Source organism: Nesterenkonia natronophila, from assembly GCF_003595215.1.
Taxonomy (GTDB): domain Bacteria; phylum Actinomycetota; class Actinomycetes; order Actinomycetales; family Micrococcaceae; genus Nesterenkonia; species Nesterenkonia natronophila.
The window spans coordinates 251,607-275,359 of record NZ_QYZP01000002.1; the positions used below are offsets into that span (position 1 = coordinate 251,607).

Here is a 23,753-nt window from a genome sequence, read left to right on the forward strand (position 1 = left end):
CTTGATTCCACTTTGCGAAAAGGAAAGATCACGCTATGAATACGATTCCTTACTCTTCTGCCACGCTGAGGTTGGGCATCGCCGCGCTGGCAGGGATGAGTCTGGGTGCGGTCGCATCTGCTCCGGCCCACGCCCATGACACTTTGATCGCTTCCACACCTGAGGCCGATCAGGTGCTCGAAGCATCTCCTGATGAGGTGGTTCTGGAGTTCTTTGGTGAAGGTCTCACCACCGGCGACGCCATCACCAATGAGATCTTGGTTCTTGGCCCGGAGGAGGAGGACTGGGCTTCCGAGGAGCCCGCAGAAGTTGAGGGATCCACCATGCGCACCGATATCCCAGAGCCGCTGCCTAATGGTGAGTACGAGATCCGATACCGCGTGGTCTATTCCGATGGCCACAGTGAAGAGTTGGGCTTCTCGTTTGAGGTGGACGCACCGTTGACCGAGGGGGATGACGATGCGGCTTTGGGGGAACCAGAGGAGGCGGAGGCCCCAGAGGATCCCACTGAGACCGCAGATGCCGGGACCGCAGCAGCCGAGCCGGCTCCAACGGAACAGGTTGATGACGACGCCGCCCTGAGTGGGGCGGAGACCGAAGACGAGTCCGGTCAATGGGGAGGCCCTTTCTGGGTTGCGCTTGCATCGGCACTAGCCGGCGTGGCGGCAGTGGCCTGGTTCACCGCGCGCCGACGCGGCCGCACTGCGAGGGAGGGCTAGTCCCACTTGACCTGAGTCAGCCCAAGGGTTCCACGACGGCGGCCAGCCGGGTGTTGCCCAGACGCGTGATGACGATCGTGACATGCCTGTGCGAGCCGTGGGGCTTTCTCGGCAAGACTTGCTGGCGCAGCTGTTCCGGCACAACATCTACGCCTCGCTTCTTGATGTCGATGCTGGTGACGTGGTGAGCGGCACACCATCGTTTGATTCGTTTGGCCGAGAATGGCATCACCTCCAGGATCCGGAATCGTCGCGCCAGCAGTAGCGGCCCTGCGCGCTCGTCCTCATTGCTGCAGAAATACGCGATGCGCTCATCCAGAAGTCGCCCCTGGACCTGCTCGCACAATTGCGCCACCAGTCCGGATCGGATGACCGAGGGATCCGGCTCCCACAGCACGCCATACAGTCCAGCCGGACCAGTCGGCGAGATGGCCGGCTCCTGGCCGAAGTCTTCAGGTGATGACAGTTCCGCCGCCCCGATGCCACCTGTCTCTCCGGGGGAAGCGCTCATGGAGGCAATCTCACCAGATGAGGAGGGCAGGACGGTCGCTGCTCGTCTCACACCGGGTCGGGCAAGGGCGTTGAACCACAGGGTGACTTCCACCAGTTCGCCCTCGACGCTGACCCACTCTGCCTCGCATTCGGGCGGTATGAGGTCATGGGGGATCCCGGGACCGAGTTTGACACCGAGTGGGAGTCCGGTGGCGGCCAGCTTGGTGACAAAGCTCAGTGGCGGGCTGAATTCTTCAGGATCCCAGATCCGTGAGTGATCGGTGCGGCGGGCGGGGTCCATCCACACTCCCAGACCGCGGAATTCGTCCTCGTTGAGGTGCTGCTCCACCCACTTCTCAGCCGTGGTGTGGACTACCTGGGCCTCGGGAAAGGGCCGCAGGTTCATCAGTGCGGCTGCGGCTGTGGTCTCATCGGCCTCCAGCGCTGTGACTCTCAGGCCTGCTGAGGCGAACGCTAGGGAGTCCGCTCCTAGGCCGCACCCCATGTCCGCTACGTGCGTGATACCGGCTTTCCGGAAACGCCGAGCATGGCGGGCCGCCACCTGGAGCCGGGTGGCTTGCTCCAGTCCATGCTGAGTCAGCAGCAGCTTATCGGCGAAAGTTCCGAACTTGGTTCGGGCATCTCTGCGGAGACGCAGCTGAGTGAGTACCGCCGCCACGGTCTGTGGATCCCACCCCTGCTTACGGAGTGTCACGTTCATCGCATCAGAGGTCTCTTGATCGTACGAGGGGAGGGAGTTCAGCAGCTCCCACGCTTCCCGATTCAGGAGTGGTTTCAGCGAATTTGCAGCGGGCTCAGACACCCCTCCACCGTATCGGAGGGCGTGGCTCATGCTCGTGTTTCGGGCTGCCCCCTGGGCTCAGAGCACTACCGTGCGGTTGCCACTGAGGAAGACTCGGTTCTGACAGTGCCACTTGACTGCGTTGGCCAATGCTTTGCACTCCGTGTCGCGTCCTGCCGCGATCAGGTCCTCCGGCTCATAGGTGTGGTCCACTTGCACCACCTGCTGGGCGATGATGGGCCCTTCATCGAGCTCATCATTGACATAGTGGGCCGTGGCTCCCACCGTCTTCACCCCACGGTCGTAGGCCTGGTGGTAGGGTTTAGCGCCCTTGAAGGACGGCAAAAAAGAGTGGTGAATATTGATGGCACGTCCGGTAAGTTCGGTGGTCAGTTGCGCCGAGAGTATCTGCATGTAACGGGCCAGGATCACCAGGTCGACGTCGAACCGGTCCACCAACTTCAGGAGCTCTGCTTCTGCCTCCGGCTTCGTCTCCTTGGTCACCGGTATATGAAAGTAAGGAATTCCGTGCCACTCGACCAGCTCGCGGTGGTCTGGGTGGTTAGAGACGACCGCGACGATTTCGATGGGGAGCTCTCCCACGCGTGACCGGTAGAGCAGATCATTGAGGCAATGCCCCGCTTTGGACACCATAATTATGACCCGCTGGCGTGCTCCGTGGGGTGAGAGACTCCAGTCAGCATTCAGCTCTGACGCCAAGTCGGCGAAGTCCTGTTCGAGTGATGTATCGGGCACTGCTCGGTCCATGCTGCTGACGGAAAAATGCACGCGAGAGAAGAAGTGGTCTGTGCGTGAGTCGTCGAACTGCTTGAGCTCGATGATGTCACCGCCGTGGCGCACCAAGACACCGGTCAGCAAATGGACGATCCCAGCACGCTGGGGGCACGAAAATGTCAGGACGTGCTCACGCTTGGTCTGCGGGTCTGAGCTGTGTGCGGTCGGTACCATCGTGCATCGTCCTCCTGAAGTCTCAGCATTCGGTGACGTTGACGGCCATGCCACCCAGGGAGATCTCTTCGTACTTGGGGAGCATGTTGGCGCCGGTCTCCCTCATAGTAGCGGCGGCCTCGTCCAATAACACTCGGTGAACGCGCACTGAGAGCGCCTGTTACTGGAAGAGCAGCCAGAAAACTCCGACTGCACAACCCAGGCTGGCGACCAAGAACATCATGAGCCACAGCGCGGCTGGGATCGGCAGCATCCGCCAGGCCCGGGCCGCCTGTGTGGCGTCGGTAGCGGAGACCGCGGAGGCAGAGCGAGATCGGGGTCTGAGGTGAACCCGGAGAAGATCCAGGGTCCCTCGTACACCGGAGAGCGCATAGAAAACGCCCAGTGCCACCACCGTGTACCCGACGATATCGGGATCGTTGTGCCACCAGATCAGCCCGGTGCCCAGCGCAGCCAGCAGGCAAGAAAATATGCCCACAAAGTTCCGCGACAGCATCAGAGCCAGCAGGAGCACTGCCTGGTAGACAGTCAGCGCAGCTCCTGAATGGCCGGATGCGGCCAACCATATGAGACCGAGGGCCAGAATCCCGGGCGCTGGGTAACCAGCTATAAACGTCAGCAGCAGTCCCGGGCCCTGCGGCCGTCCCCGGGATACGGTCACACCGGAGGTATCAGAGTGCAGCTTGATCCCCGAGACGCGACGGCCGGTCAGCCACGCGGCCAGTACATGACCCATCTCGTGGATGATGGTCGAGGCCTGCCGTGCCACACGCCAGATCCCAGGAACTGCCGTGAGCACCGCTACCGCTGCCACAATCAGGGTCACGGCTTCTGGACTAGGAGAGGCCTCAACGCCCCAACGCTCTGCCACGGCGTCAACCGCCGACTGCGCACTCTCAATCACGCGGAGGGCGGAGTTCCATCAGGGCGCCTGCGTCGGTCGCGATCCATAAGGCTCCGTCAGGAGCCTCCTCCACAGCACGGATGCGTTCCCCCATCTCCCATTCGTCGACCTGTTCGGCGGACTCCCCGTCGAGCTCCACACGCACCAGGTTCTGGCCCGAAAGTCCACCGAGCAGCGCGCTGTCCCGCCAGCCGGTGAACAGGTCACCCTGATAGATCAGCAGATTGCCAGGGGAGATCGCCGGCACCCAGTACGTCCGGGGTGGTTCGAATTCGTCGTTGTCGGAATGGTCGGGGATCTCACCGCCGCCGTAGTGAACGCCCATCGACACTTCGGGCCACCCGTAATTGGCGCCTTCGATAATCAGGTTCAACTCATCGCCTCCCTCAGGGCCCATTTCAGAAGACCACAGGTTTCCCTGGCTGTCTGCGGCAATGCCCAGGGGATTCCGGTGGCCGATCGTGTAGAGGCCCGCCGCGGCGTCACTGTCTTCGGCGAAAGGGCTCCCGGGTGCAGGCTCGCCTGCCAAGGTGAGTCTCACGATGGAGCCGAGATTCGACTCCAAGTCTTGTGCCAGGTCACTCTCCTGGCGATCACCGGATGTAACGAAGAGGTGATCCTCGTGCATCAGCATTCGCAGGGCGAAGTGACCGGTGCTCTGGGCCGGGTCCTGTTGCCAGATCTCCTCAATGTCACCCAGCTCGGCCTCATCCAAGTTCAACTCTGCCCGACCCACCCGGCCCTGAGCGCCGTCGTCGGATGAGCTGACCCAACTGAGGTAGACCACCTGGTCCTGCTCAAAGGTGGGGGATGCGACCACATCATGCATGCCGCCCTGACCCGCGGAATCCACGTTGGGGGCGCCGCTGACCTCACGGACCTCACCCGAGGCCTGGTCCCGCAGCATGAGCCCACCAGTGCGCTGGGTGATCAGCAAATCATCGGTCCCGGGGAGAAACTCTAGGGCCCAAGGAGCTTCGAACTGATCGTGTTCGGCAATGCTGAACGCTGTGGCGGGCGCCGCGGCGTCGGTATCCGTAGTCTCTTCCCCGCTGGCCGGCCTGTCCGATGCGCAGCCGATGAGCAACAGGCAGGACGTCGAGACCAGCGTGAGAACTGTTCGCATACAGACCACGGTAGCGGCAGATGCTTAGCAGAGGCTCAGTCCGGGATAGTGGCCAGAACTTCACCGGCTTTGAGGCTTGTGCCGGGCTCAATCTTGAGACTCTTGATCTTGCCGGCCTTGTGGGCGGTGATCGGCTGCTCCATCTTCATCGCCTCCAGCACGGCCACCAGGTCGCCTTCCTGTACCTTGGTGCCGTTCTTCACCGCCACCTTCACCACGGTGCCCTGCATAGGGGAGGTGAGGGAGTCGCCACTGGCGGCGGCTGCTGTGGCAGTGCGGTTGCGGCGCTTCTTCTTGGACACGGACTGACCGTTGCCGAGCAGCTTTCCGGCAGACATGGCAGCAGGAACGTTGACCCGAACACGCTTCCCGTTGACCTCCACCACCACCTCCTCGCGTCCTTCGGCATCGCCTGTATCGGGATGTGCCGTGAGGGCGTTGAAAGGCACTATGTCATTGTGAAACTCAGTCTCAATCCAGCGGGTGTGGACGGAGAACTTCCTGGCTCGTGGCTTCTCAAGCTCGGGCGCGAATGCTGAGTCTTCCACAACTTTGCGGTGGAAGGGTATGACAGTCGGCATACCCACAATCGTCATTTCTTGGAGCGCGCGCCTGGCCCGCTGCAGTGCCTGGCGGCGGTCCGCACCGGTGACGATCAGTTTTGCCACCATAGAGTCGAAAGCACCCGAGATAGTTTCCCCGGCCCTTACACCGGAGTCCACACGAACTCCGGGGCCAGTGGGCAGGTCGAAGCGTTCCAGGCGGCCCGGTGCTGGCATGAAATTGCGTCCCGCGTCCTCCCCATTGATTCTGAACTCGAGACTGTGTCCGCGCGGCGGTGGGTCGTCGTAGCCCAGCCGCTCCCCGCGAGCGATGCGGAACTGTTCGCGCACCAGGTCCACGCCTGCCACCTCTTCCGTGACCGGGTGCTCCACCTGCAGCCTTGTGTTGACCTCCAAGAAACTGATGGTGCCGTCGGCGCCGATGAGAAACTCGCACGTCCCCGCCCCTGCATACCCAGCCTCCTTAAGAATAGCTTTGGAGGACCGGTACAGCTGGCGATTCTGGGCACGGGTGAGGAAGGGCGCAGGGGCCTCCTCGACGAGCTTCTGGTTGCGCCGCTGCAGTGAGCAGTCGCGGGTTGAGACCACGACGACGTGACCATGCTGATCCGCCAAACACTGTGTCTCGACGTGTCGGGGCTGGTCTAGGTACTTCTCAATGAAGCACTCACCCCGTCCGAAAGCAGCGGTGGCCTCCCGAACGGCGGACTCGTAGAGCTCCACAATCTCGTCATGCTCGCGAACCACTTTGATGCCGCGTCCGCCACCTCCGTGAGCGGCCTTGATGGCTATCGGCAGACCCTGCTTCTCTGCAAAACGCAGCACATCCTTGGCTGAACTCACCGGCTCCTTGGTGCCCGGGGCCAGTGGAGCCCCCACTTTCTCGGCGATCTGACGCGCGGAGACCTTATCGCCTAGACGCTCGATCGCTTTGGGGCTGGGACCTATCCACACAAGACCTGCGCTGATGACAGCACGGGCGAATTCGGCATTCTCCGACAGGAAGCCGTACCCCGGATGGACGGCGTCAGCCCCGGTGGCTTCGGCTGCCGCGAGAATCTTTTCGACGACCAGATAGGAATCGGCGGCACTGGCGCCGCCCAGAGCGTAGGCCTCGTCAGCCAGACCCACATGCACCGCCTCGCGGTCCGGATCGGCGTAGACCGCCACGGTGGACAGGCCCTCGTCTTGCGCGGCGCGGATGATGCGCACCGCAATTTCGCCGCGGTTAGCGATGAGCACCTTAGAGAACTCTGTCATGGGGCTTTCCTTACTCCCGTGTATTCCTTCAAATCATGTCCCAGTCTCTCCATGAGCCGTGCTACTGCTCTAGGAGAGACTCCGATGACCGCCTCGCGGTCACCGTCTACCCGCTCGATAAAATCTGCCGCACCGCCCTCGAGAGTGAAGGCTCCGGCACACTGAAGCGGCTCTCCAGTCTCCGCATAGGCTCGAATCTCCTCACCCGTCGGGTGCCCGAAAAGAACATCAGAGGAGACGGTCTCTCCCGCGGCGCTAAGCTCACGAGTCTGTCCGGTGGGAGCTGAACCGAGGATGTACTCCAGCCCCGGTGCAGACCACCTGCTCTGCTTCGACTGGGGGTTCTCGGTCGTGTCCACCAACCAATGCCCCGTGTGCAGGGTCCCGGTCTGTCCCCGCATGAGCTGCCAACGCTCGACGGCGACATCAATTTCATATGGCTTGCCGTAGGTGACGCCGCCCAGTTCGAAGACCGAGTCGCACCCCAGCACCAAGGCTCCGCGCGCTCTGGGGCGGGCAGCCACATCTTCGGCCTTGGCCCGGGCCAGCAGGAGGGCTTCCTCGGCTGGACTGAGCGGACCACCTGCGTCAACGGCGGAGGCGACGACAGCCGGCTCGTTCACCGTGGAGACCACCACGTCGAAGGCTATGCCGGCCTCGGTGAGGATCATGCGTCGGCTCGGCGAGGCTGAAGCCAGGACCAGGCGCGGCTGATCAGGCCGTGCCGGGGTCACCGCAGACCCCCGCCGGTGGCCTGGTTCCAGGAGGCCGGTCCAGGCCTGCCCCACAGTCCGTGCTGATCCTGAGCGAGGCGGTGCTTGCGCTGCAGCGCGCGATCGGCAGGGCCCGTCCCTCCGGCGTCAGTGGCGTCCGAGGGTGAGGAGGCCAGTGTGGCCAGAACGGCGACCACAGCAGCCAGCTCCTCCTCCGTCAGCTCTACGCCCTGGAGGGGAAGAGTGCGCTCCTCGGAACCCGGTGCGCGGTCCGGTGGACTGGCAGACCCAACTTCGGGAGGCGGCGTGATCATTTCGCGGTCGAGTGTCATAGGCCTACAGCGGGATGTTCCCGTGCTTCTTGGCTGGTGGGGACTCACGCTTGTGATATGTCGCTTGCAGCGCTTTGCCGATCTGCCACCGGGTTTCCGCAGGCTCTATCACGGCGTCGATATAACCCCGCTCAGCCGCCTGGTACGGGTTCAGCAGGGCAGCCTCATAGTCTTCAATGAGGTCCTGGCGGCGCTCCTCGACGTCCCCACCCTCTTGGGCGACCGTGGACAGTTCACGGCGGTGCAGGATGTTCACAGCTCCCTGAGCGCCCATGACACCGATCTGAGCCGTGGGCCACGCCAAGTTGATGTCAGCGCCGAGCTTCTTGGAGCCCATCACGATGTACGCGCCGCCGAAAGCTTTGCGGGTGATCACTGTGATCTTGGGGACAGTAGCCTCCGCGTAGGCGTAGAGCAGCTTGGCTCCGCGCCGGATGATCCCACCCCATTCTTGATCGGTGCCCGGCAAGAAGCCCGGCACATCCACCAGAGTGAGAATTGGGATGTTGAAGGCGTCGCAGAAACGTACGAACCGTGCCGCCTTCTCGGATGCCGCGATATCCAGGGTGCCCGCGAGCTGGTTGGGCTGGTTGGCCACCACGCCCACCGAACGTCCTGAGATGCGACCGAAACCAGTGATGATGTTGGGAGCGTAGAGAGCCTGCAACTGCAGAAAGTAGCCATCGTCTACGAGCTGCTCCACCAGGGCGGCCATGTCATACGGGGCAGAAGCTGAGTCGGGCACCAGGCTGTTCAGGGCCTCGTCCGCAGCCTCAATCTTGGGCCGCTCCTCAAAGGGTTCGACCGGTGCCTCAGCAAGGTTATTCAGCGGAATGAATTCCAGCAGCTCTTTGGCGAACTCAATGGCGTCCTCCTCATCGAGGGCCATGTAGGTGGCGGTGCCGGTGGTCGTGTTGTGCGACCGAGCTCCTCCAAGGGCCTCCATGTCAACATCTTCTCCAGTGACGGACTTGATCACATCAGGGCCGGTGATGAACATGTGTGAGGTCTTGTCCACCATAATGACGAAGTCCGTCAGGGCAGGGGAGTACGCTGCTCCGCCTGCGGCCGGCCCCATGATGAGGGTGATCTGCGGTATCACGCCTGAGGAGTGCACGTTGTTGCGAAAAATATCGGCGAACATGGCCAACGAGGCCACACCCTCTTGGATCCGGGCGCCGCCGCCGTCATTGATGCCGATCACCGGGCAGCCGTTGCGCGCGGCGAACTCCTGCACCTTGACGATCTTCTCGCCGTTGACAGCGCTCAGCGAACCACCGAAGACTGCGAAGTCCTGCGCGTAGACGGCCACCATTCGACCATCAATGGTGCCGTAACCAGAGACCAGGCCGTCCCCGAGCAGCTTCTTCTTCTCCATGCCGAAGGCATGAGTGCGGTGTACGGCGAGTGCGTCGAACTCCACGAAGGAGTCCTCATCCAGAAGCATCTCGATGCGCTCGCGAGCGGTGTGCTTGCCGCGATTGTGCTGTTTCGCGATAGCTGCCTCGCCGGCGGGGGCGAGGGTCTGATCACGACGACGACGAAAATCTGCCAGCTTGTCAGCAGTGGTTTTCGGCCGTGAGGCACCGGGTGGTGAATTGTCCATGTGGGCTATTAGGCGCTTTCGTCGTCGTGCTGTACGGGTTCCACAAACTCTGCGTCAGTCTAATGAGCTAGGAGCAAGTTACGGATGTAGGGACCCTACAAAAACTGAGGTCTTCCAACATTACAGTTAACAATGATTGCTACTGGTGAGTAAGCTGTGATCATGACCACAGACGCTCTGGCTTCGAAAACAGTTCTCATCTCTGGTGGCAGCCGCGGCATCGGCCACGCCATCGCCGTCAAGCTTGCCTCAGCGGGTGCGAACATCGTACTGCTGGCGAAGACGGACCAGCCGCACGATTCGCTTCCGGGCACTGTCCACACCGCGGTTGCCGATGTGGAAAGCGCCGGAGGGACGGGCTTGGCGGTGGTCGGTGACATTCGCAACGATGAGGACGTGACCAGGGCCGTGGAATCAGCGGTGGAGCGGTTCGGCGGCATCGATGCGGTGGTCAATAACGCCTCCGCGATCGACTTGAGTCCTGCCGAGTACCAACACATGAAGCGCTATGACCTGATGCACGACATCAATGCGCGAGGAACCTTCGCGCTTTCCCGGGCTGCTATTCCGCATCTACGGGCAAGCGCAGACCAGCACGGGTGGACTCCAAAAATACTGACCCTCTCTCCGCCGCTGAACCTCGATCCTGCGTGGTTCGGCAAACACCTGGCGTACACCATGAGTAAGTACGCTATGTCTATGACCACACTGGGGTTGGCCGCCGAGCTCGCTGACGCGGGAGTGAGTGTCAATTCGCTCTGGCCGGCCACGCTGATCGAGACGTCCGCCCTGCGTAGCATTCCTGGTGGAGAGCAACTTGCACGGGGGGCGCGGACGCCGGAAATCGTGGCCGATGCCGCAAGTGCCCTGATTACTGGAGAGGCAGATTTGGGAAGTGGCGTGTTCTTGACGGATGAGCAGGTGCTTACCAAGGTCGGTATCTCAGATCTTGCTCGCTATGCCGTGGACCCGGACGAAGATCTCGTGCCCGATATCTTCCTGTAGGCCAACACAGTGACCGACAGTGCCGCCATACGCCTCGACGACGCTCTTCTGCAGCGCCGGCTGGTGGACACTGGCCTCTTCGCCGCAGTGCACCGGGTGGAAAGTACGGGCTCTACCAACGAGGACCTGTTAGAAGCTGCAGGCAACCCTGAGGCCGGATCGCCTGTGCCGCATCTGAGCGTGCTTACCGCCGAGCAGCAGACTGGTGGCCGTGGGCGCCAGACCCGCTCATGGGTTTCGCCTCAAGGGGCGTCACTGTCGACATCTGTACTGCTGCGTCCGAGCCTCCCGGTCGTCCAACGTCACTGGGTCACGCTCTGTGTGGGTCTGGGATTGGTCCGAGCCTTGCGCAGCCGCGAGATCCCTGCCGCGTTGAAGTGGCCCAATGACGTTCACGTTGAAGGGCGCAAGATCGCTGGGATATTGGCGGCCATCCCACCCCGGGACTCTGAAGCGGTGGTGGTGGGTTGCGGCATCAACGTACTGATCAACCGGCAACAGCTGCCGACGCCCACGGCCACTTCTGTCATTCTGGAACTGAGCAGAGCTGGGCAGGAGGCCCCGACGCCTGGATCTGCCGCCGCCGGGCAGCTGCGCAGTGCGCTGCTGTGTGATTGGCTCGAAGAAGTGGCTGTGCTGCTGGAAAGAGTCCGGCAGTACGGAAGCATTGAGCCGATTCGAAGTGAGATCGTCTCCGCGATCAGCACAGTCGGGCAGGAGGTGCGCCTTGAGCTTCCCGATGGTTCGGCGGTCCGCGGTGAGGCCGTGGCGGTGGAGTATGACGGCGCACTGACGGTGGAGGTGCGCAGCCGGCGTCGGGCAGTGCGTGAGACCGGGAACGGAGGGATTCAGGAGACTCTGTGGCACGCAGAGCGCACTCCGCGGCGGGAATCCTTCCATGCTGGAGATGTGGTGCACCTGAGGCCGATCGGAGGGCCCGCGTAGACTTGAAGACCCCGTGGCGCAGACGCAGAGAGAAGAAGGAGGTGCCTCAGGGATGCTGTTGAAGTTGGTGGACGGCGAGCAGGCCATCATCCGCACTCGTGCACATCACCGCGCTCTGATTCCGGCCGCTGTCAACCTCTTGGTGACCATCGGGCTGCTGAGCTTCCTTCTGGGTTATGTCACCCGAGACACTCAACCGGCCTTCTTACAGCATTACAGTTACATCGCAGTGTTTCTTCTCTGGACTGCGGGTCTGCTGGCCCTTGGGCTCGGGACAGTCAAACCATTGGTCAAGTGGTTGAACCGACTGACTTACCTGACCACAGAGCGGATTGTGCAGAAAAACTTCCTCGGCGCGCCCCAGGCCAGGGTGATTCCGCTGGCGCTGTTGAGCCAGCACGAGATGCGCCAGTCGACCTTGCAGGAGATGGCGGGAGCGGGGGACCTGGTACTCATCCACGGCGCCTATGGACAGCATCAGCGCACGCGCGTGCGCGATATGCCAGATGTTGAACGTTTCAACACCGTGCTGGCGCAGGAGCTCGGAGACTACCGACGCCGGGCTCAGGCGAGGGTGGCCGCCGCCCAGCACGGCCAGCCGACAGAGGGTGTTCTGGGCGACGTGCGCGACTCCTCCTTCGGCGGTGGACATGGCTGACGCTGGGGAGCGCGCCCGGCAGCGCGAGTTCGGCGCCAACCGCTACACAGACGACGAGACCGCCGAAGTTTCCGGCGGCGCGAATGAGGCGGGATACACGGCTGAGGAGCTCGCGGCCGCCCGCGCCGACTGGAGTGACTTCAACCTTCAGCGTCCCGGACCGCCGCGGGAGGCCGACTCCCGGCCCAGACAAGTGCCGGACCGAGGGTTCGGGCCGGAGAGCTATTCTTCAGAGCCCGCGGACCAAGATGCCCAGCAAACCCACGCTGCAGGAGCCGGAGCCACCGCGCCTATTCCCACTCCCAGTCTTGAAGAACGTGCGTGGCACCGCAACATCCGCGAGCTGGAGCATCGGCTTCTGGGTGCGGAACGGTCACTGACTTACCGCCAAATGGCCCAGCGCATGGGTGTCTCCACCCGTTCGGCGCGAAAGTTGTGGCGTGCCTTGGGTTTCCCCAACCTGGACGAGGACGTCAAAGCCTTCACCGAAGCAGACGCCGACGCGCTGGCTCAGATGGTCAAGCTCGTTCGGCAGGGCCTGCTCAACGAGGAGACCGCCATTTCGCTCACCCGCTCAATCGGGCAGATGACAGACCGGATGGTGGTCTGGCAGATTGAGGCGCTGGTGGAGGACAAGATCGCGAACCAGGAGTTCTCTGACGCTGAGGCCCGCAGCCACGTGTTCGACACGTTGCCGGAACTGATAGACCCGCTGCACCAATTGTTGGGATACGCCTGGCGCCGCCAATTATCCGCGGCTTTGCAGCGGTTGACCGTCCGGGTGGAGTCCGGATTGGCTTCATTGGATCGAGGCCGGGAGTCCTCCGATGTGGACCCCTCGCGGGATGATGCCCCGCTTCCCCTGGCCCGCGCCGTCGGATTCGCTGATCTCGTCTCTTACACATCATTGTCGCGTCAGATGAGTGAGCGCACCCTGGCCCATATGGTCCAACGTTTCGAATCCAAGTGTGCGGAGCTCATCTCTATCGGGGGAGGGCGGCTGGTCAAGACCGTGGGTGATGAGGTCCTCTTCAACGCTGAGACCCCTGAAGCTGGTGCGGAGATCGCCTTGGCGCTGTCCGAGTCTATAGCTGGCGATGACGTGTTGCCTGAGGCCCGAGTCTCTGTGGTCTGGGGGAGAGTGCTCTCCCGAATGGGTGACATTTACGGCCCCACAGTGAACTTGGCGGCCCGGTTGACCTCGCTGGCCGATCCTGGAACCATTCTGGTGGACTCCTCCACGGCCGAAGCACTCGAAGTGAGTCAGGACTACCTTCTGGTGCCCCAGCCGCCACGCATCGTTCGTGGCTTCGGGGAGGTTTCACCCAGTCTGCTTTTGCGGGCTCGGGCAGGGGGGATCGCCCTTGATAACGCTTAGTGCACACCCGCCTCAGGGAAAAGGCACGGTTCGTGACAAGATGGGGCGGTGGAAATGAGTGCAGAATCAGGCGAGAGCAGTAGGGTGCCCTATGTTGACTACGGGTACGGATCCCACGTAGGACTTCGCCGCGAGCTCAACGAGGATTCGTTCGTCGTCACTGATCGGTTGTTCGCTGTGGCCGACGGTATGGGCGGTCATGAAGCTGGTGAGGTCGCATCGTCATTGGCCGTCCAAGCATTGGCCGAGGGCTGGGAAGCTCACGCCGGCCAGGTCGGTGAGCATGAGATCGGTCAGTTTCTGGATGACGCTGACGAGCGCATCCGTTCCGCCACGGACTCCAAGGCCGGCACCACCCTCTCCGGGGCAGTGGTGGTTGAAGCCGATGACGGGAACACCAGCGAAGACACCAGCGGTCAGTGGCAGTGGTTGGTGTTCAATATCGGAGATTCACGCACCTATCTGCTGAGCGACGGTGCTCTCATTCGCCTCACGCGGGACCATTCTCAGGTCCAGGAGCTGGTGGACTCCGGCATGATCACCGCCGAAGAGATGCACTCCCACCCGAACCGCAACGTCATTACCCGCGCCTTGGGCGCCGGCGATATGTGGGGTGCCGATTTCAGCAAAGCGACCGTCCAACCAGGTCAGCGGTTGCTGGTCTGCTCCGATGGGTTGACCGGGGAGCTCACCGATGATGACATCAGTCAGATTCTGAATGCGGGGCGCAACGTGCAGGACACTGTGGACTGGCTGATTCACCAAGCGCTGCGCCAAGGCGGCCGGGACAATGTCACGGTGGTCCTGGTGGATGTCAAGGATCACTGAGTCATTAGACTGATCTCCGATACTGACTCACTACAACTTTCAAGGGAGCTTCATGTCTGAGATCTCGCGTACCGACGTCGAGCATCTTGCAAAACTTGCCCATATTACGATGACCGACGCTGAGCTGGAAAAGATGACCAACGAGCTCGGGGTAATCGTAGATTCCGTCAAGCGGATCCAGGAGGCAGCCGGTGAGGATGTGCCTGCAACCTCTCACCCGCTGCCACTGACCAACGTGTTCCGTGAGGACACTGTGGGGCACGTCTTCACCGCCGAAGAGTCCCTAGCGAGTGCGCCCGATGCCGAAGACTCTCGGTTCAAAGTTCCCGCCATTCTGACAGAGGCTGAAGACGCGGTCACCAGCAGTGTGGCACAGGAAGGAGCGCATCGCTGATGACATCCACCTCAAACTCTCTGATTCGACTCACTGCTGCTGAAATGTCAGCCAAGCTCCGGGCGGGAGAGATTACATCTGTGGAGCTCACCCAGGCCCACCTGGATCGCATTGCAGCAGTCGACGGCACCATCAATGCCTTCCTTCACGTAGCTGAGGCCGAGGCTCTTGAAACAGCAGCCGCTGTGGACAGGTCCCGAGCCGCAGGCGGCACGGAGGCCGAGTCGCTGCACCCTCTGGCCGGAGTTCCGATCGCTGTCAAAGATCTCATCGTCACCAAGGGCCAGCCCACGACCGCCGGGTCGAAGATGCTCGAAGGCTGGATGAGCCCCTATGACGCCACAGTGGTGGAGAAGATACGTGCTGCCCGTATGCCCATCCTGGGCAAGACAAATTTGGACGAGTTCGCCATGGGTTCCTCGACTGAGCACTCGGCGTTCGGCCCCACTCGCAACCCGTGGGACCCCACGAGGATTCCCGGTGGTTCAGGAGGCGGTTCCGCCGCCGCTGTGGCCGCCTTCGAAGCACCGCTGGCGCTGGGCACTGACACGGGAGGATCAATCCGCCAGCCGGGTTCGGTGACCGGCACGGTGGGGACTAAGCCGACCTACGGCGGGGTCTCCCGCTATGGCGCTATTGCCATGGCAAGCTCTTTGGACCAGATCGGCCCCGTTGCCCGAACCGTGGAGGATGCCGCGCTGCTCCACGAACTTATCGCCGGGCATGACAATAAGGACTCCACTTCACTGCCGGAGGCTGAGTACCCTGAGGGCAGACTCCCCGCATTCGTGGATGCTGCTTCTGCAAAGAACGTGGCCGGCCTTCGAATCGGTGTGATCAAGCAGCTACAGGGTGCGGGGTACCAGGCGGGAGTACTGGCCCGCTTTCAGGAGGCGCTCGAGAGGCTGCGTGAGAATGGCGCCGAGATCGTCGAGGTCGACTGCCCCAGCTTCGACTATGCCTTGGGTGCCTACTACTTGATAATGCCTTCGGAAGCTTCCAGCAATCTCGCCCGGTACGACGGCGTGCGCTACGGAACCCGGGTCCTGCCCGAAGAAGGTCCCCTGACCATCGAGCGGGTAATGGGAGCAACCCGTGCCGCAGGCTTCGGCGACGAGGTGAAGCGCCGCATCATCCTTGGCACCTACGCGCTGTCTGCCGGGTATTACGACGCCTACTACGGATCGGCCCAGAAGATCCGAACTCTCATTCAGCGGGACTTTGATGCCGCCTTCGAGCAAGCTGACGTGCTCGTATCTCCCACTTCACCGACCGTGGCGTTTCCCTTAGCCTCAAAGCTCGACGATCCCGTGGCGATGTACCTCAACGACGTGGCGACCATCCCGGCCAACCTGGCGGGCATTCCAGGGATTTCAGTCCCGGGTGGGTTGTCCGAAGGCCTGCCTGTGGGTGTCCAGTTCTTGGCCCCCGCTAAGCAGGACGCCCGCGTCTACCACGCTGCCGGAGCCCTGGAGCAGCTGCTTAATGACACCTACGATGCCCCCTTGTGGGCGCAAGTCCCCGCTCTTGAGGAGGTTACGGGATGAACACCACGACTCAGGCCGCCATGGATGCCGTAGAACCCCTCAGCTTCGAGGAAGCCATCGAAACTTATGAACCAGTCATGGGCCTCGAAGTGCATGTAGAGCTCAATACGGCCACCAAGATGTTCTCTTCGGCACCCAATGCTTTCGGCGATGAGCCCAACACTAACGTCAATGAAGTGGACTTGGGCATGCCCGGGACACTGCCAGCTGTCAACGGCAAAGCTGTGGAGTCAGCAATCAAGCTGGGCCTGGCCCTGAACTGCTCGATTGCCGAGCGCTGCCGCTTCGCGCGAAAGCAGTACTTCTATCCTGATACTCCCAAGAACTGGCAGACCAGTCAGTATGACGAGCCGATTGCCTTCGACGGCCACGTGGACGTGGAGCTTGACGATGGTGAGAAGTTCCGTGTCGAGATTGAGCGGGCGCATATGGAGGAGGACGCCGGAAAACTTACTCATGCCGGCGCCTCCGGGCGTATCCAAGGTGCGGACTACTCGCTGGTGGATTACAACAGGGCAGGGGTTCCGCTGATCGAGATCGTCACCAAGCCCATCACGGGTGCGGGAAGGCGAGCTCCAGAAATCGCCCGTGCCTATGTGTCCACTATCAGGGACATTGTGAAGGGCCTCGACATCTCCGACGCCCGGATGGAGCGCGGCAACGTGCGCTGCGATGCCAATGTTTCACTCATGCGCCCTGGGGCCGGGGTTTTCGGGACTCGGTCAGAGACGAAGAACGTCAACTCCATACGCGCAGTGGAGCATGCTGTGACGTATGAGATTCGCCGGCACGCGGGAATCCTCTCCGCCGGCGGGTCAATCGTGCAGGAAACCCGTCACTGGAAAGAGGACACTCGCACGACGAGTTCGGGTCGCATCAAGTCCGACGCCGATGACTACAGGTACTTTCCGGAACCGGACCTGGTTCCGATCGTCACCACCAAAGAGTGGGTGGAGTCCCTGCGGGCGGAGTTGCCGGAGCCGCCTGCTCAGCGCCGCCGCAGGCTCCGTGAAGCATGGGGATACTCTGAGGCTGAGTTCCGAGATGTGATCGCCGCAGGACTGCTGGACCAGATTGAGGAGACCGTAAGTCACGGCGCCTCGCCTGCGGTGGCGCGCAAGTGGTGGATGGGAGAGATCTCCCGACTTGCCAACGCCCGAGAGGTCGAGCCTGCAGGTCTTGGCGTGGAGTCGGCGACGATCGTAGAACTCAATGAACTCATCCAGGCTGGCAGCATCAATGACAAGATCGCCCGGCAGGTCTTGGAGCACCACGTCGACGGTGAGGGATCCCCGGCCGACATTGTGCGAAACCGCGGTTTGGAAGTGGTCTCCGACGATGGGGCTCTGACTGCGGCTGTTGAAAAGGCGATGGCGGAGAATCCCGACGTTGTGGAAAAGGTCAAAGCCGGGAAGTTGAAAGCTATTGGTGCGCTGATCGGACCCGTTATGAAAGAAACACGGGGACAGGCAGATGCAGGAAAAGTGAAACAGATTGTTCTGGAAAGACTTGGCAGGAATTCGTAGACACACGCGTCTGACCTCGTAGGACGCCGTCTGCTGGCTCATTTGAGCGAGTAGACGGCGTCCATTTTCGTTAATTTTACATGTCGGCTCGAAAATGCGTGACCATGGTCACATCCTGGGTGTAAGCTAAGTTCGACCTGAAACGTGCTCTTAACACTCGGGTGGGATTTCGCAAACAGTGCGAAACAGCAGACGAGTAGATTGAAGCTCATTCTGGGCCACCCCAGGGGTGCCTCACGACACCTTATAACTGCATTAACGTCCACATGAGGGGATGAAGGAAATGAGTCCTGAAGGACACATCCTGGCGGCGGAGCAATCGCCGATCCAGGATTTCGCTGACACTATTGACGAACAATTCGGTACTATCACCGAATTTTTTGTCAACTTAATCTTTGGTACCTCCGTACAAGTTCCACTCGGTGATCCCTTCCCTGAGGACACTATGCTCTGGGACGGATCGCTGGTAGTTCTCTGGGCGATTGTGGCGGCTATCGGCTTCACGATCTACTTCAAGGGAGTGCAGTTCACCGGTTTCCACGTTTCTCTGGAGACGGTCCGGGGCAAATGGTCCTCGAAGGACGATCCGGGCGAGGTTACTCATTTCCAGGCGCTGACAGCGGCTGTCTCCGGCACCGTGGGGCTTGGAAACATCGCCGGCGTTGCCGCAGCCGTCTCGCTTGGCGGGCCGGGTGCGACTTTCTGGATGATCTTGGCTGGGCTGCTCGGGATGTGCACCAAGTTCGTCGAGTGCACCCTCGGAGTCCGGTACCGCACCATTGACGAAAACGGCATCGTACATGGCGGACCCTTCAAGTACCTCCCGGTAGCGTTCCAACGCTTGGGACGTGTCCCAGTGGCCATCATCACCGGTATCTTTGCCATCTCCATCATGCTCTTCGGCATCATCGGTGGCGGCATGTTCCAGGCTAACAACGCGTTTGCGGGCATCCGCGATGCGCTTGGCACGGTCACCAACAGTGAAGACACGATCCTTCACGGCGATGCCGGCGCCCTGATCTTCGGCATCATCTTCGCCGGGTTGGTGGGCTTGGTCATCATCGGCGGCATCAAGTCCATTGCCAGGGTCACCGCCACGTTGGTGCCCGCCATGGCAATTGTCTACGTCCTCGCCTGCCTGCTGGTCATCTTCGCCAACTTCGGCAACATCGGGGCAGCCTTCGCGGCCATCATCAGCGGAGCATTCTCCCCAGAGGGTGTCGCCGGTGGCATGATCGGTGTCATCATCATCGGTGTTCAACGCGCAGCCTTCTCCAACGAGGCAGGCATTGGATCGGCTCCGATCGCCCACTCTGCGGTGAAGACCCGCCGGCCGGTCTCCGAAGGATTTGTGGCGGCACTGGAACCATTCATCGACACCGTGGTGGTCTGCACCATGACCGCACTAGTCATCATCTTCGCCTGGTACCCAGATCAGGCCACCTGGGACGGCGCCGTTGAAGCCAACGCCGAAGACCCCATCGGACTCACCTTCGGGGCCTTCGACACCTTCTTCAACAACTTCTCCGTGCTGTTGGCCATCGCGGTCTTCCTGTTCGCCTTCTCCACACTCATCACGTGGAGCTACTACGGTCTGCAGGCATGGCGCTACCTATTCGGCACCAACCAGGCAACGGACACCATCTTCCGCCTGATTGTTCTGATCATGATCGTTATTGGCTGCCTGGTGTCCTTCGCCAACATCATTGACTTCGCCGACTCGGCGCTGTTCCTCTGCATCTTCATCAACGTCATCGGGCTGGTCATTCTTGCTCCGGTGGTCAAGAAGGAAATGCACCAGTACCTCAACGATCGCAAGGCAGGCCGTCTCTTGGAGGATCCGGCATATATCCCCGGTCCAGAGGATATGAAAGTTGTGGTGGACGAGTCCAAGGTTGCTCCAAAGCGCTGACTCTGCACTCTGTCTGCACCTTCGTTCACGAGACCCCGGTGGGGAGCCTGCTCAGCAGGATTCCCACCGGGGTCTCTGCTGAGGGTCTCAGTTGCCGAGTTGAAGCGTGGTCTCAGCCGCGGCCATTGTGGCGTCGCGGTACCCAGGACCAAACAACAGCAGATGGACCGCCAGGTAGAACAGTTGGTGAATAGGGACCCGGTTCCTCCATCCATCGGTGAGCGGCGCGGTCTGCTGGTAGGAGTGCAGGACAGCGTCGAGATGCGGCAGACCGAACAGTTGGAGCATGGCCAAATCGGCTTCGCGGTGTCCTGTATGAGCCGCTGGGTCGATCAACACCACGCCGGAGTCGCTCCACAGCGCATTGCCGTTCCAAAGGTCACCATGGATGAGGGACGCGGGCTCTGCACAGTCGAAAACCCCTGAGCCGATCCGGTCCTGGGCGCGTCGGAGCGTGCGCAGATCCATTGGAGCCACAGCCCCGTGGAGGGCTGCGAGTACCGGTTCCAACCGCTCGGTGGCGTGAAACACCCCCCACGATGGGTGTCTCCCCGCGCCGAGTTCCAACAACTCGTCGGCCGGGCCGAACAACGGGGGAGTGCCTGCAGGGTGGTCCGGCGGCAGCGCACCGAACGGCACGGGAGACCTGTTCTCAGCCGCAAACGTTTCCGGCGGCCACACAGCGCAATGCATCTTGGCCAGAGCGGCGCCGAAAGCAACGGCATCAGACTCGTTTGCACGGCCCGGGGCAATACGCTGCAGGTAGAGAGCTGAAGGCGCCGTCCTCAGGACCTTCACGATGCGGGGTCCCCCCGCCTGCTCAGCCGACCTCAGCCAGCGCAGCCCGGCTGCTTCGACTTCTGCGGCATGCGGATGAGAACGGGTCCGCTTGATGTGGACCACGGTCAATCCCTGCTACACGCGACTCGGTGCGGGTTGCAGATCCTCTTCACCAATACCGATACGACCAACGATGCACCAGTCAGGTGCTTCCGAACCGTTGACTGAGGCTGGCCTGCGAACGGGCACCCCGACTTCGTCGGCAATGACGGCGGCACCGGCCCAGTCGTGCTCCTGGATGCCGTACTCGGCATAAGCATCCTGAGCTCCCTCGGCCACCATGCAGATATCGAGCGCTGCGGCGCCGAGTCTACGAATATTGCCGAAGTGGTCGTTCATCGCCGCCACCGACTGCGCCTGCTGTGCCTTCCGTTGCGGGTCGTATCCGAATCCAGTGGCCAGCAACCCTGAGCTGATGTCACCCCGGGGCCCCTCCAGCGGCACAGGCGCCGACCCATTCCGGGCGGTGAAAGCACCGAGTCCACGAGCAGCCCACCACTCCTTACGCAGGGCGGGGGCAACGACCACGCCCACGATCCATTGTCCATCGGGCGCCTGTAGGCCCACGGACGTGCCGTAATAGACGATTCCGCGGACAAAATTGGTGGTCCCATCCAAGGGGTCGATTGACCAGCGGTAGCCCGTGGGCGAAGCGACGGAGGAGGTCCCGTGCTCCTCTCCGGAAATCACATCATGCGGACGGTGGGTGCTGATCACGGCGCGCACCTGTTCCTCAGCCCGCTTATCGAAGTCCGTGACGAAGTCCGACTCAGATGACTTGGTCGTGATTCCATGTCGTCTGTGATCCAATGGCTGGCCCGCGGGGGCGACCGTGTCACGTTCGGCCAGAACCGCCGCACCGGCGGCGGCCGCCTCCCGGCCAATCGTCAAGAGTTTCTTCAGCAGGTCAATATCAGTCATCGGCTCTCTTCCATTTTTCTGGCCCGTTGTTCAGCAGGTCGTTGAACTGCTCCTCATCGAGGACCGGCAGTCCGAACTGCTCGGCTTTGGCCAGCTTGGTTCCTGCATTTGCTCCAGCGACGACAAAGTCGGTCTTCTTCGACACCGACCCCGCGGCGCGGCCACCGCGGGTTATGATCGCTTCTTTGGACTCGTCCCGGGAGTATCCCTTTAGGGAACCGGTGACCACCACGGTGACGCCCTCCAGCGTCCGCGGGGTGTCTTCATCCACCTCATCCTCCATGCGCACGCCGGCGGCCGCCCACTGCTCCACCAGTCGGCAGTGCCAGTCCACCCGGAACCACTCGCGGATGGAGGCGGCAATCACTGGGCCAACCCCGTCTATTCCGGCCAACTCCTGCTCATCGGCGGCCCGGATCTTCTCCATGGACCCGTATGCCGAGCTGAGGGCCCGGGAAGCGGTTGGCCCCACGTGGCGTATGGACAGTGCAACGAGGACCCGCCACAGCGGCTGCGCCTTAGCCTTGTAAAGCTCTTCGAAGAGCTGAAGCGTGTTCGCGGTCGGTTCTGAAGGCTTCTTGACCGATCCATCGCGATCCCACTGCGGTTTTGTCCAGAAGTACAGCGACGGAGCCCACTTCCCGGTGGGCTCACCAGCTTGTCTGACCTCCCGCCACACATAGACGTCCTTGACGTCCGCAGGAGAGAGATCAAAGAGGTTTGCTTCTGTGCGGAGGACCGGAATCTGAGCGGAGAGGCCCTCCGAGCCTAAGGTCACAGGCGTGCCAGAGGCCTGCGTCGCTTCACGGTCAATCAACTCTTCTGCGGCAGGACGTCGCAGTCCAGGATTGGTCAGCGCCAGGGCCGCTTCATAGCCGAGGGACTCAATGTCCAGGGCGCCGCGCGAGCCTATGTGCGCGACCCGTTCACTGAGTTGGGCTGGGCAGGATTCAGCATTCGGACAGCGATAGTCCACATCACCCGCTTTCCCTGGCGCTAGCTGGGTCTCACAGGCAGGGCAGGTTTCAGGAAAAATGTACTCCTGCAACTCGTCCTCTCGGCCTTCCCGTGAGGGGAGTACCGGGCCGAGCACCTCAGGAATGACGTCACCTGCTTTGCGAATCATGACATCATCGCCGATCAGCACACCTTTTGCCTTCACAACCTCCTGATTGTGCAGTGTGGCACGTTGGACCTCCGAGCCGGCAACTTTGACCTTCTTTAGGACCGCGTACGGTGTCACACGCCCGGTACGGCCCACATGCTCCCGAATATCCAGCAGCCGGGTAGTCACTTCTTCTGGTGCGTACTTGTAGGCGGCCGCCCAGCGAGGCACGCGAGAGGTGTGTCCCAGGGAGCGCTGCTGAGCGAAGTCATCAACTTTGATAACGACGCCGTCGATATCGTGGAGGAGATCGTGCCGCTTCTGCTCATAACTGTCGAGGTAGTCCTGGATCTCATCAAAGGTGTCCACAATGGCGGTATATGGCGAGACGGGCAGGCCCCAAGCGGCCAGCGTCTCGTAGGCATCGTGTTGGCTGGTGGGCTCCAGACCTGAGCGCGCGCCGAGCCCGTGGACGAACATGGACAGCGGCCGCTGCGCCGTCTTGGCCGGATCCTTCTGTCGGATCGAGCCGGCGGCGGCGTTGCGCGGATTGGCCAGCGGTGTCTTACCAGCATCAATCAAAGTCTGGTTGAAGGCCTCGAACGCCTCCGAGGGCATGAAGATTTCGCCCCGCACTTCGAGTTCCTCGGGGTGGTTCGTACCAGAGAGGCGATGTGGGATGTCGCCAATGGTGCGCACATTGTGTGTGACGTCCTCACCGGTTGTCCCGTCCCCACGCGTGGCGGCGCGGACAAGTTCGCCGTGCCGGTACAGCAGGCTGATCGCCAGGCCATCGATCTTGAGCTCCAGGAGCCAACGAGGCTGCTCGCCGGGGCGTTGCTTCTCTAGGGAGGCCACCGCCCGGTCGTACCAGGTGCGCAGTTCGGAAGGGGAGAACAGGTCCTCCAGCGAGTACATGCGCCGCAAGTGGTCGACTGGCGCAAAAGCCTCCGAAGGCGCACCCCCCACCTGCTGGGTTGGCGAGTCAGCAGAAGCAAGTTCAGGATGTTCCGCTTCAATCTTTCGCAGTCGGTGGACCAGCTGGTCGTATTCCGCATCGGTGATCAGCGGCCTGTCCTTCTGGTGGTAGGCCACTTGATGCCGGGCCACTTCGTCCACGAGTTCGGCATACTCTTCGCGCAGTTCTGGTGAGGCTTCGGTGCCCGCGGCGGTCTCTGCAGTCGTCACTCGTCCCACTCTAGCCTTGA

22 protein-coding genes are annotated in these 23,753 nt (G+C 61.8%); 10 read left to right on the forward strand and 12 right to left on the reverse strand.

All coding sequences use genetic code 11. The features are described 5' to 3' along the window. The first annotated feature begins 35 nt into the window (after positions 1-35). Complete coding sequence (locus tag D3250_RS06325) at positions 36-719, forward strand: copper resistance CopC family protein (protein ID WP_119902530.1); 684 nt, start codon at positions 36-38, stop codon at positions 717-719. Between the two features lie 16 nt (positions 720-735). Here D3250_RS06325 and D3250_RS06330 read toward each other — a convergent pair whose 3' ends face one another. From D3250_RS06330 to D3250_RS06365, 9 genes are read right to left on the reverse strand one after another with little or no spacing between them, the layout of a single operon-like run. Next, a complete protein-coding gene (locus tag D3250_RS06330; RefSeq protein ID WP_225973187.1) occupies positions 736-2,034 on the reverse strand; it encodes a THUMP-like domain-containing protein in 1,299 nt (432 codons plus the stop codon). Positions 2,035-2,091: 57 nt separating this feature from the next. After that, complete coding sequence (gene purU / locus D3250_RS06335) at positions 2,092-2,982, reverse strand: formyltetrahydrofolate deformylase (RefSeq protein ID WP_119902532.1); 891 nt, start codon at positions 2,980-2,982, stop codon at positions 2,092-2,094. Between the two features lie 22 nt (positions 2,983-3,004). Then, entirely contained in the window at positions 3,005-3,130 is a 126-nt protein-coding gene (locus D3250_RS12100) for a hypothetical protein (protein ID WP_264080528.1), read from the reverse strand. A gap of 12 nt (positions 3,131-3,142) precedes the next feature. Further along, positions 3,143-3,886, reverse strand: coding sequence for a M50 family metallopeptidase (locus tag D3250_RS06340; RefSeq protein WP_119902533.1), 744 nt, complete (start codon positions 3,884-3,886; stop codon positions 3,143-3,145). After that, positions 3,879-5,012 carry a PQQ-dependent sugar dehydrogenase gene (locus D3250_RS06345; RefSeq protein WP_119902534.1) on the reverse strand — a complete coding sequence of 378 codons (1,134 nt, stop codon included), beginning with the start codon at positions 5,010-5,012 and terminating at the stop codon, positions 3,879-3,881. Before D3250_RS06345 ends, D3250_RS06340 begins: the two co-directional genes overlap by 8 nt. A gap of 35 nt (positions 5,013-5,047) precedes the next feature. After that, positions 5,048-6,835, reverse strand: a complete 1,788-nt coding sequence (locus tag D3250_RS06350; protein WP_119902535.1) for an acetyl/propionyl/methylcrotonyl-CoA carboxylase subunit alpha — start codon at positions 6,833-6,835, stop codon at positions 5,048-5,050. Then, positions 6,832-7,569 carry a Maf family protein gene (locus D3250_RS06355; protein WP_225973188.1) on the reverse strand — a complete coding sequence of 246 codons (738 nt, stop codon included), beginning with the start codon at positions 7,567-7,569 and terminating at the stop codon, positions 6,832-6,834. The genes D3250_RS06350 and D3250_RS06355 overlap by 4 nt, the downstream gene beginning before the upstream one ends. Then, on the reverse strand, positions 7,566-7,880 hold the full coding sequence (locus tag D3250_RS06360) for an acyl-CoA carboxylase subunit epsilon (RefSeq protein WP_119902536.1): 315 nt from the start codon (positions 7,878-7,880) through the stop codon (positions 7,566-7,568). The genes D3250_RS06355 and D3250_RS06360 overlap by 4 nt, the downstream gene beginning before the upstream one ends. Before the next feature lie 4 nt (positions 7,881-7,884). After that, positions 7,885-9,486: an acyl-CoA carboxylase subunit beta gene (locus D3250_RS06365; RefSeq protein WP_119902537.1), complete on the reverse strand. Its 1,602-nt coding sequence runs from the start codon at positions 9,484-9,486 to the stop codon at positions 7,885-7,887. 162 nt (positions 9,487-9,648) lie between these two features. Here D3250_RS06365 and D3250_RS06370 point away from each other — a divergent pair, with 162 nt between their 5' ends. The 9 genes from D3250_RS06370 (at position 9,649) to D3250_RS06410 (ending at position 19,679) form a co-directional block, all read left to right on the forward strand. Beyond that, positions 9,649-10,491 (forward strand): SDR family oxidoreductase, encoded by an 843-nt coding sequence (locus tag D3250_RS06370; RefSeq protein WP_119903018.1) that lies wholly within the window; start codon positions 9,649-9,651, stop codon positions 10,489-10,491. A 9-nt stretch (positions 10,492-10,500) separates the two neighbouring features. Then, complete coding sequence (locus D3250_RS06375; protein ID WP_119902538.1) at positions 10,501-11,436, forward strand: biotin--[acetyl-CoA-carboxylase] ligase; 936 nt, start codon at positions 10,501-10,503, stop codon at positions 11,434-11,436. A 13-nt stretch (positions 11,437-11,449) separates the two neighbouring features. After that, positions 11,450-12,094, forward strand: coding sequence for a PH domain-containing protein (locus D3250_RS06380; protein WP_147383494.1), 645 nt, complete (start codon positions 11,450-11,452; stop codon positions 12,092-12,094). Beyond that, complete coding sequence (locus D3250_RS06385; RefSeq protein WP_119903019.1) at positions 12,087-13,472, forward strand: adenylate/guanylate cyclase domain-containing protein; 1,386 nt, start codon at positions 12,087-12,089, stop codon at positions 13,470-13,472. The genes D3250_RS06380 and D3250_RS06385 overlap by 8 nt, the downstream gene beginning before the upstream one ends. Positions 13,473-13,526: 54 nt before the next feature. Next, positions 13,527-14,300: a PP2C family protein-serine/threonine phosphatase gene (locus D3250_RS06390; RefSeq protein ID WP_119902540.1), complete on the forward strand. Its 774-nt coding sequence runs from the start codon at positions 13,527-13,529 to the stop codon at positions 14,298-14,300. A 52-nt stretch (positions 14,301-14,352) separates the two neighbouring features. Beyond that, on the forward strand, positions 14,353-14,694 hold the full coding sequence (gatC, locus tag D3250_RS06395; protein ID WP_119902541.1) for an Asp-tRNA(Asn)/Glu-tRNA(Gln) amidotransferase subunit GatC: 342 nt from the start codon (positions 14,353-14,355) through the stop codon (positions 14,692-14,694). Further along, a complete protein-coding gene (gene gatA / locus D3250_RS06400) occupies positions 14,694-16,241 on the forward strand; it encodes an Asp-tRNA(Asn)/Glu-tRNA(Gln) amidotransferase subunit GatA (RefSeq protein WP_119902542.1) in 1,548 nt (515 codons plus the stop codon). Before gatC ends, gatA begins: the two co-directional genes overlap by 1 nt. Before the next feature lie 20 nt (positions 16,242-16,261). Next, positions 16,262-17,767 carry an Asp-tRNA(Asn)/Glu-tRNA(Gln) amidotransferase subunit GatB gene (gene gatB, locus D3250_RS06405; protein ID WP_119903020.1) on the forward strand — a complete coding sequence of 502 codons (1,506 nt, stop codon included), beginning with the start codon at positions 16,262-16,264 and terminating at the stop codon, positions 17,765-17,767. Between the two features lie 283 nt (positions 17,768-18,050). Further along, positions 18,051-19,679 (forward strand): alanine/glycine:cation symporter family protein, encoded by a 1,629-nt coding sequence (locus tag D3250_RS06410; RefSeq protein ID WP_119903021.1) that lies wholly within the window; start codon positions 18,051-18,053, stop codon positions 19,677-19,679. Between the two features lie 87 nt (positions 19,680-19,766). Here D3250_RS06410 and D3250_RS06415 read toward each other — a convergent pair whose 3' ends face one another. The 3 genes from D3250_RS06415 to ligA are packed head-to-tail and all read right to left on the reverse strand — an operon-like array spanning position 19,767 to position 23,733. Continuing rightward, positions 19,767-20,582 (reverse strand): fructosamine kinase family protein, encoded by an 816-nt coding sequence (locus D3250_RS06415; RefSeq protein ID WP_225973189.1) that lies wholly within the window; start codon positions 20,580-20,582, stop codon positions 19,767-19,769. A gap of 12 nt (positions 20,583-20,594) precedes the next feature. Next, entirely contained in the window at positions 20,595-21,440 is an 846-nt protein-coding gene (locus tag D3250_RS06420) for an inositol monophosphatase family protein (protein ID WP_119902543.1), read from the reverse strand. Further along, positions 21,433-23,733, reverse strand: a complete 2,301-nt coding sequence (gene ligA / locus D3250_RS06425; protein WP_225973190.1) for an NAD-dependent DNA ligase LigA — start codon at positions 23,731-23,733, stop codon at positions 21,433-21,435. Before ligA ends, D3250_RS06420 begins: the two co-directional genes overlap by 8 nt. Between the last annotated feature and the right edge of the window lie 20 nt (positions 23,734-23,753).

Excerpts from the sequence above, each read along its gene's own strand:
- gatA (WP_119902542.1), top strand. The coding sequence starts at position 14,694 with ATGACATCCACCTCAAACTCTCTGATTCGACTCACTGCTGCTGAAATG.
- D3250_RS06350 (WP_119902535.1), bottom strand. The coding sequence starts at position 6,835 with ATGACAGAGTTCTCTAAGGTGCTCATCGCTAACCGCGGCGAAATTGCG.
- D3250_RS06420 (WP_119902543.1), bottom strand. The coding sequence starts at position 21,440 with ATGACTGATATTGACCTGCTGAAGAAACTCTTGACGATTGGCCGGGAG.
- gatC (WP_119902541.1), top strand. The coding sequence starts at position 14,353 with ATGTCTGAGATCTCGCGTACCGACGTCGAGCATCTTGCAAAACTTGCC.
- D3250_RS06360 (WP_119902536.1), bottom strand. The coding sequence starts at position 7,880 with ATGACACTCGACCGCGAAATGATCACGCCGCCTCCCGAAGTTGGGTCT.
- D3250_RS06385 (WP_119903019.1), top strand. The coding sequence starts at position 12,087 with ATGGCTGACGCTGGGGAGCGCGCCCGGCAGCGCGAGTTCGGCGCCAAC.
- D3250_RS06325 (WP_119902530.1), top strand. The coding sequence starts at position 36 with ATGAATACGATTCCTTACTCTTCTGCCACGCTGAGGTTGGGCATCGCC.
- purU (WP_119902532.1), bottom strand. The coding sequence starts at position 2,982 with ATGGTACCGACCGCACACAGCTCAGACCCGCAGACCAAGCGTGAGCAC.
- D3250_RS06345 (WP_119902534.1), bottom strand. The coding sequence starts at position 5,012 with ATGCGAACAGTTCTCACGCTGGTCTCGACGTCCTGCCTGTTGCTCATC.
- D3250_RS06390 (WP_119902540.1), top strand. The coding sequence starts at position 13,527 with ATGAGTGCAGAATCAGGCGAGAGCAGTAGGGTGCCCTATGTTGACTAC.
- D3250_RS06410 (WP_119903021.1), top strand. The coding sequence starts at position 18,051 with ATGAGTCCTGAAGGACACATCCTGGCGGCGGAGCAATCGCCGATCCAG.
- gatB (WP_119903020.1), top strand. The coding sequence starts at position 16,262 with ATGGATGCCGTAGAACCCCTCAGCTTCGAGGAAGCCATCGAAACTTAT.
- D3250_RS06370 (WP_119903018.1), top strand. The coding sequence starts at position 9,649 with ATGACCACAGACGCTCTGGCTTCGAAAACAGTTCTCATCTCTGGTGGC.
- D3250_RS06365 (WP_119902537.1), bottom strand. The coding sequence starts at position 9,486 with ATGGACAATTCACCACCCGGTGCCTCACGGCCGAAAACCACTGCTGAC.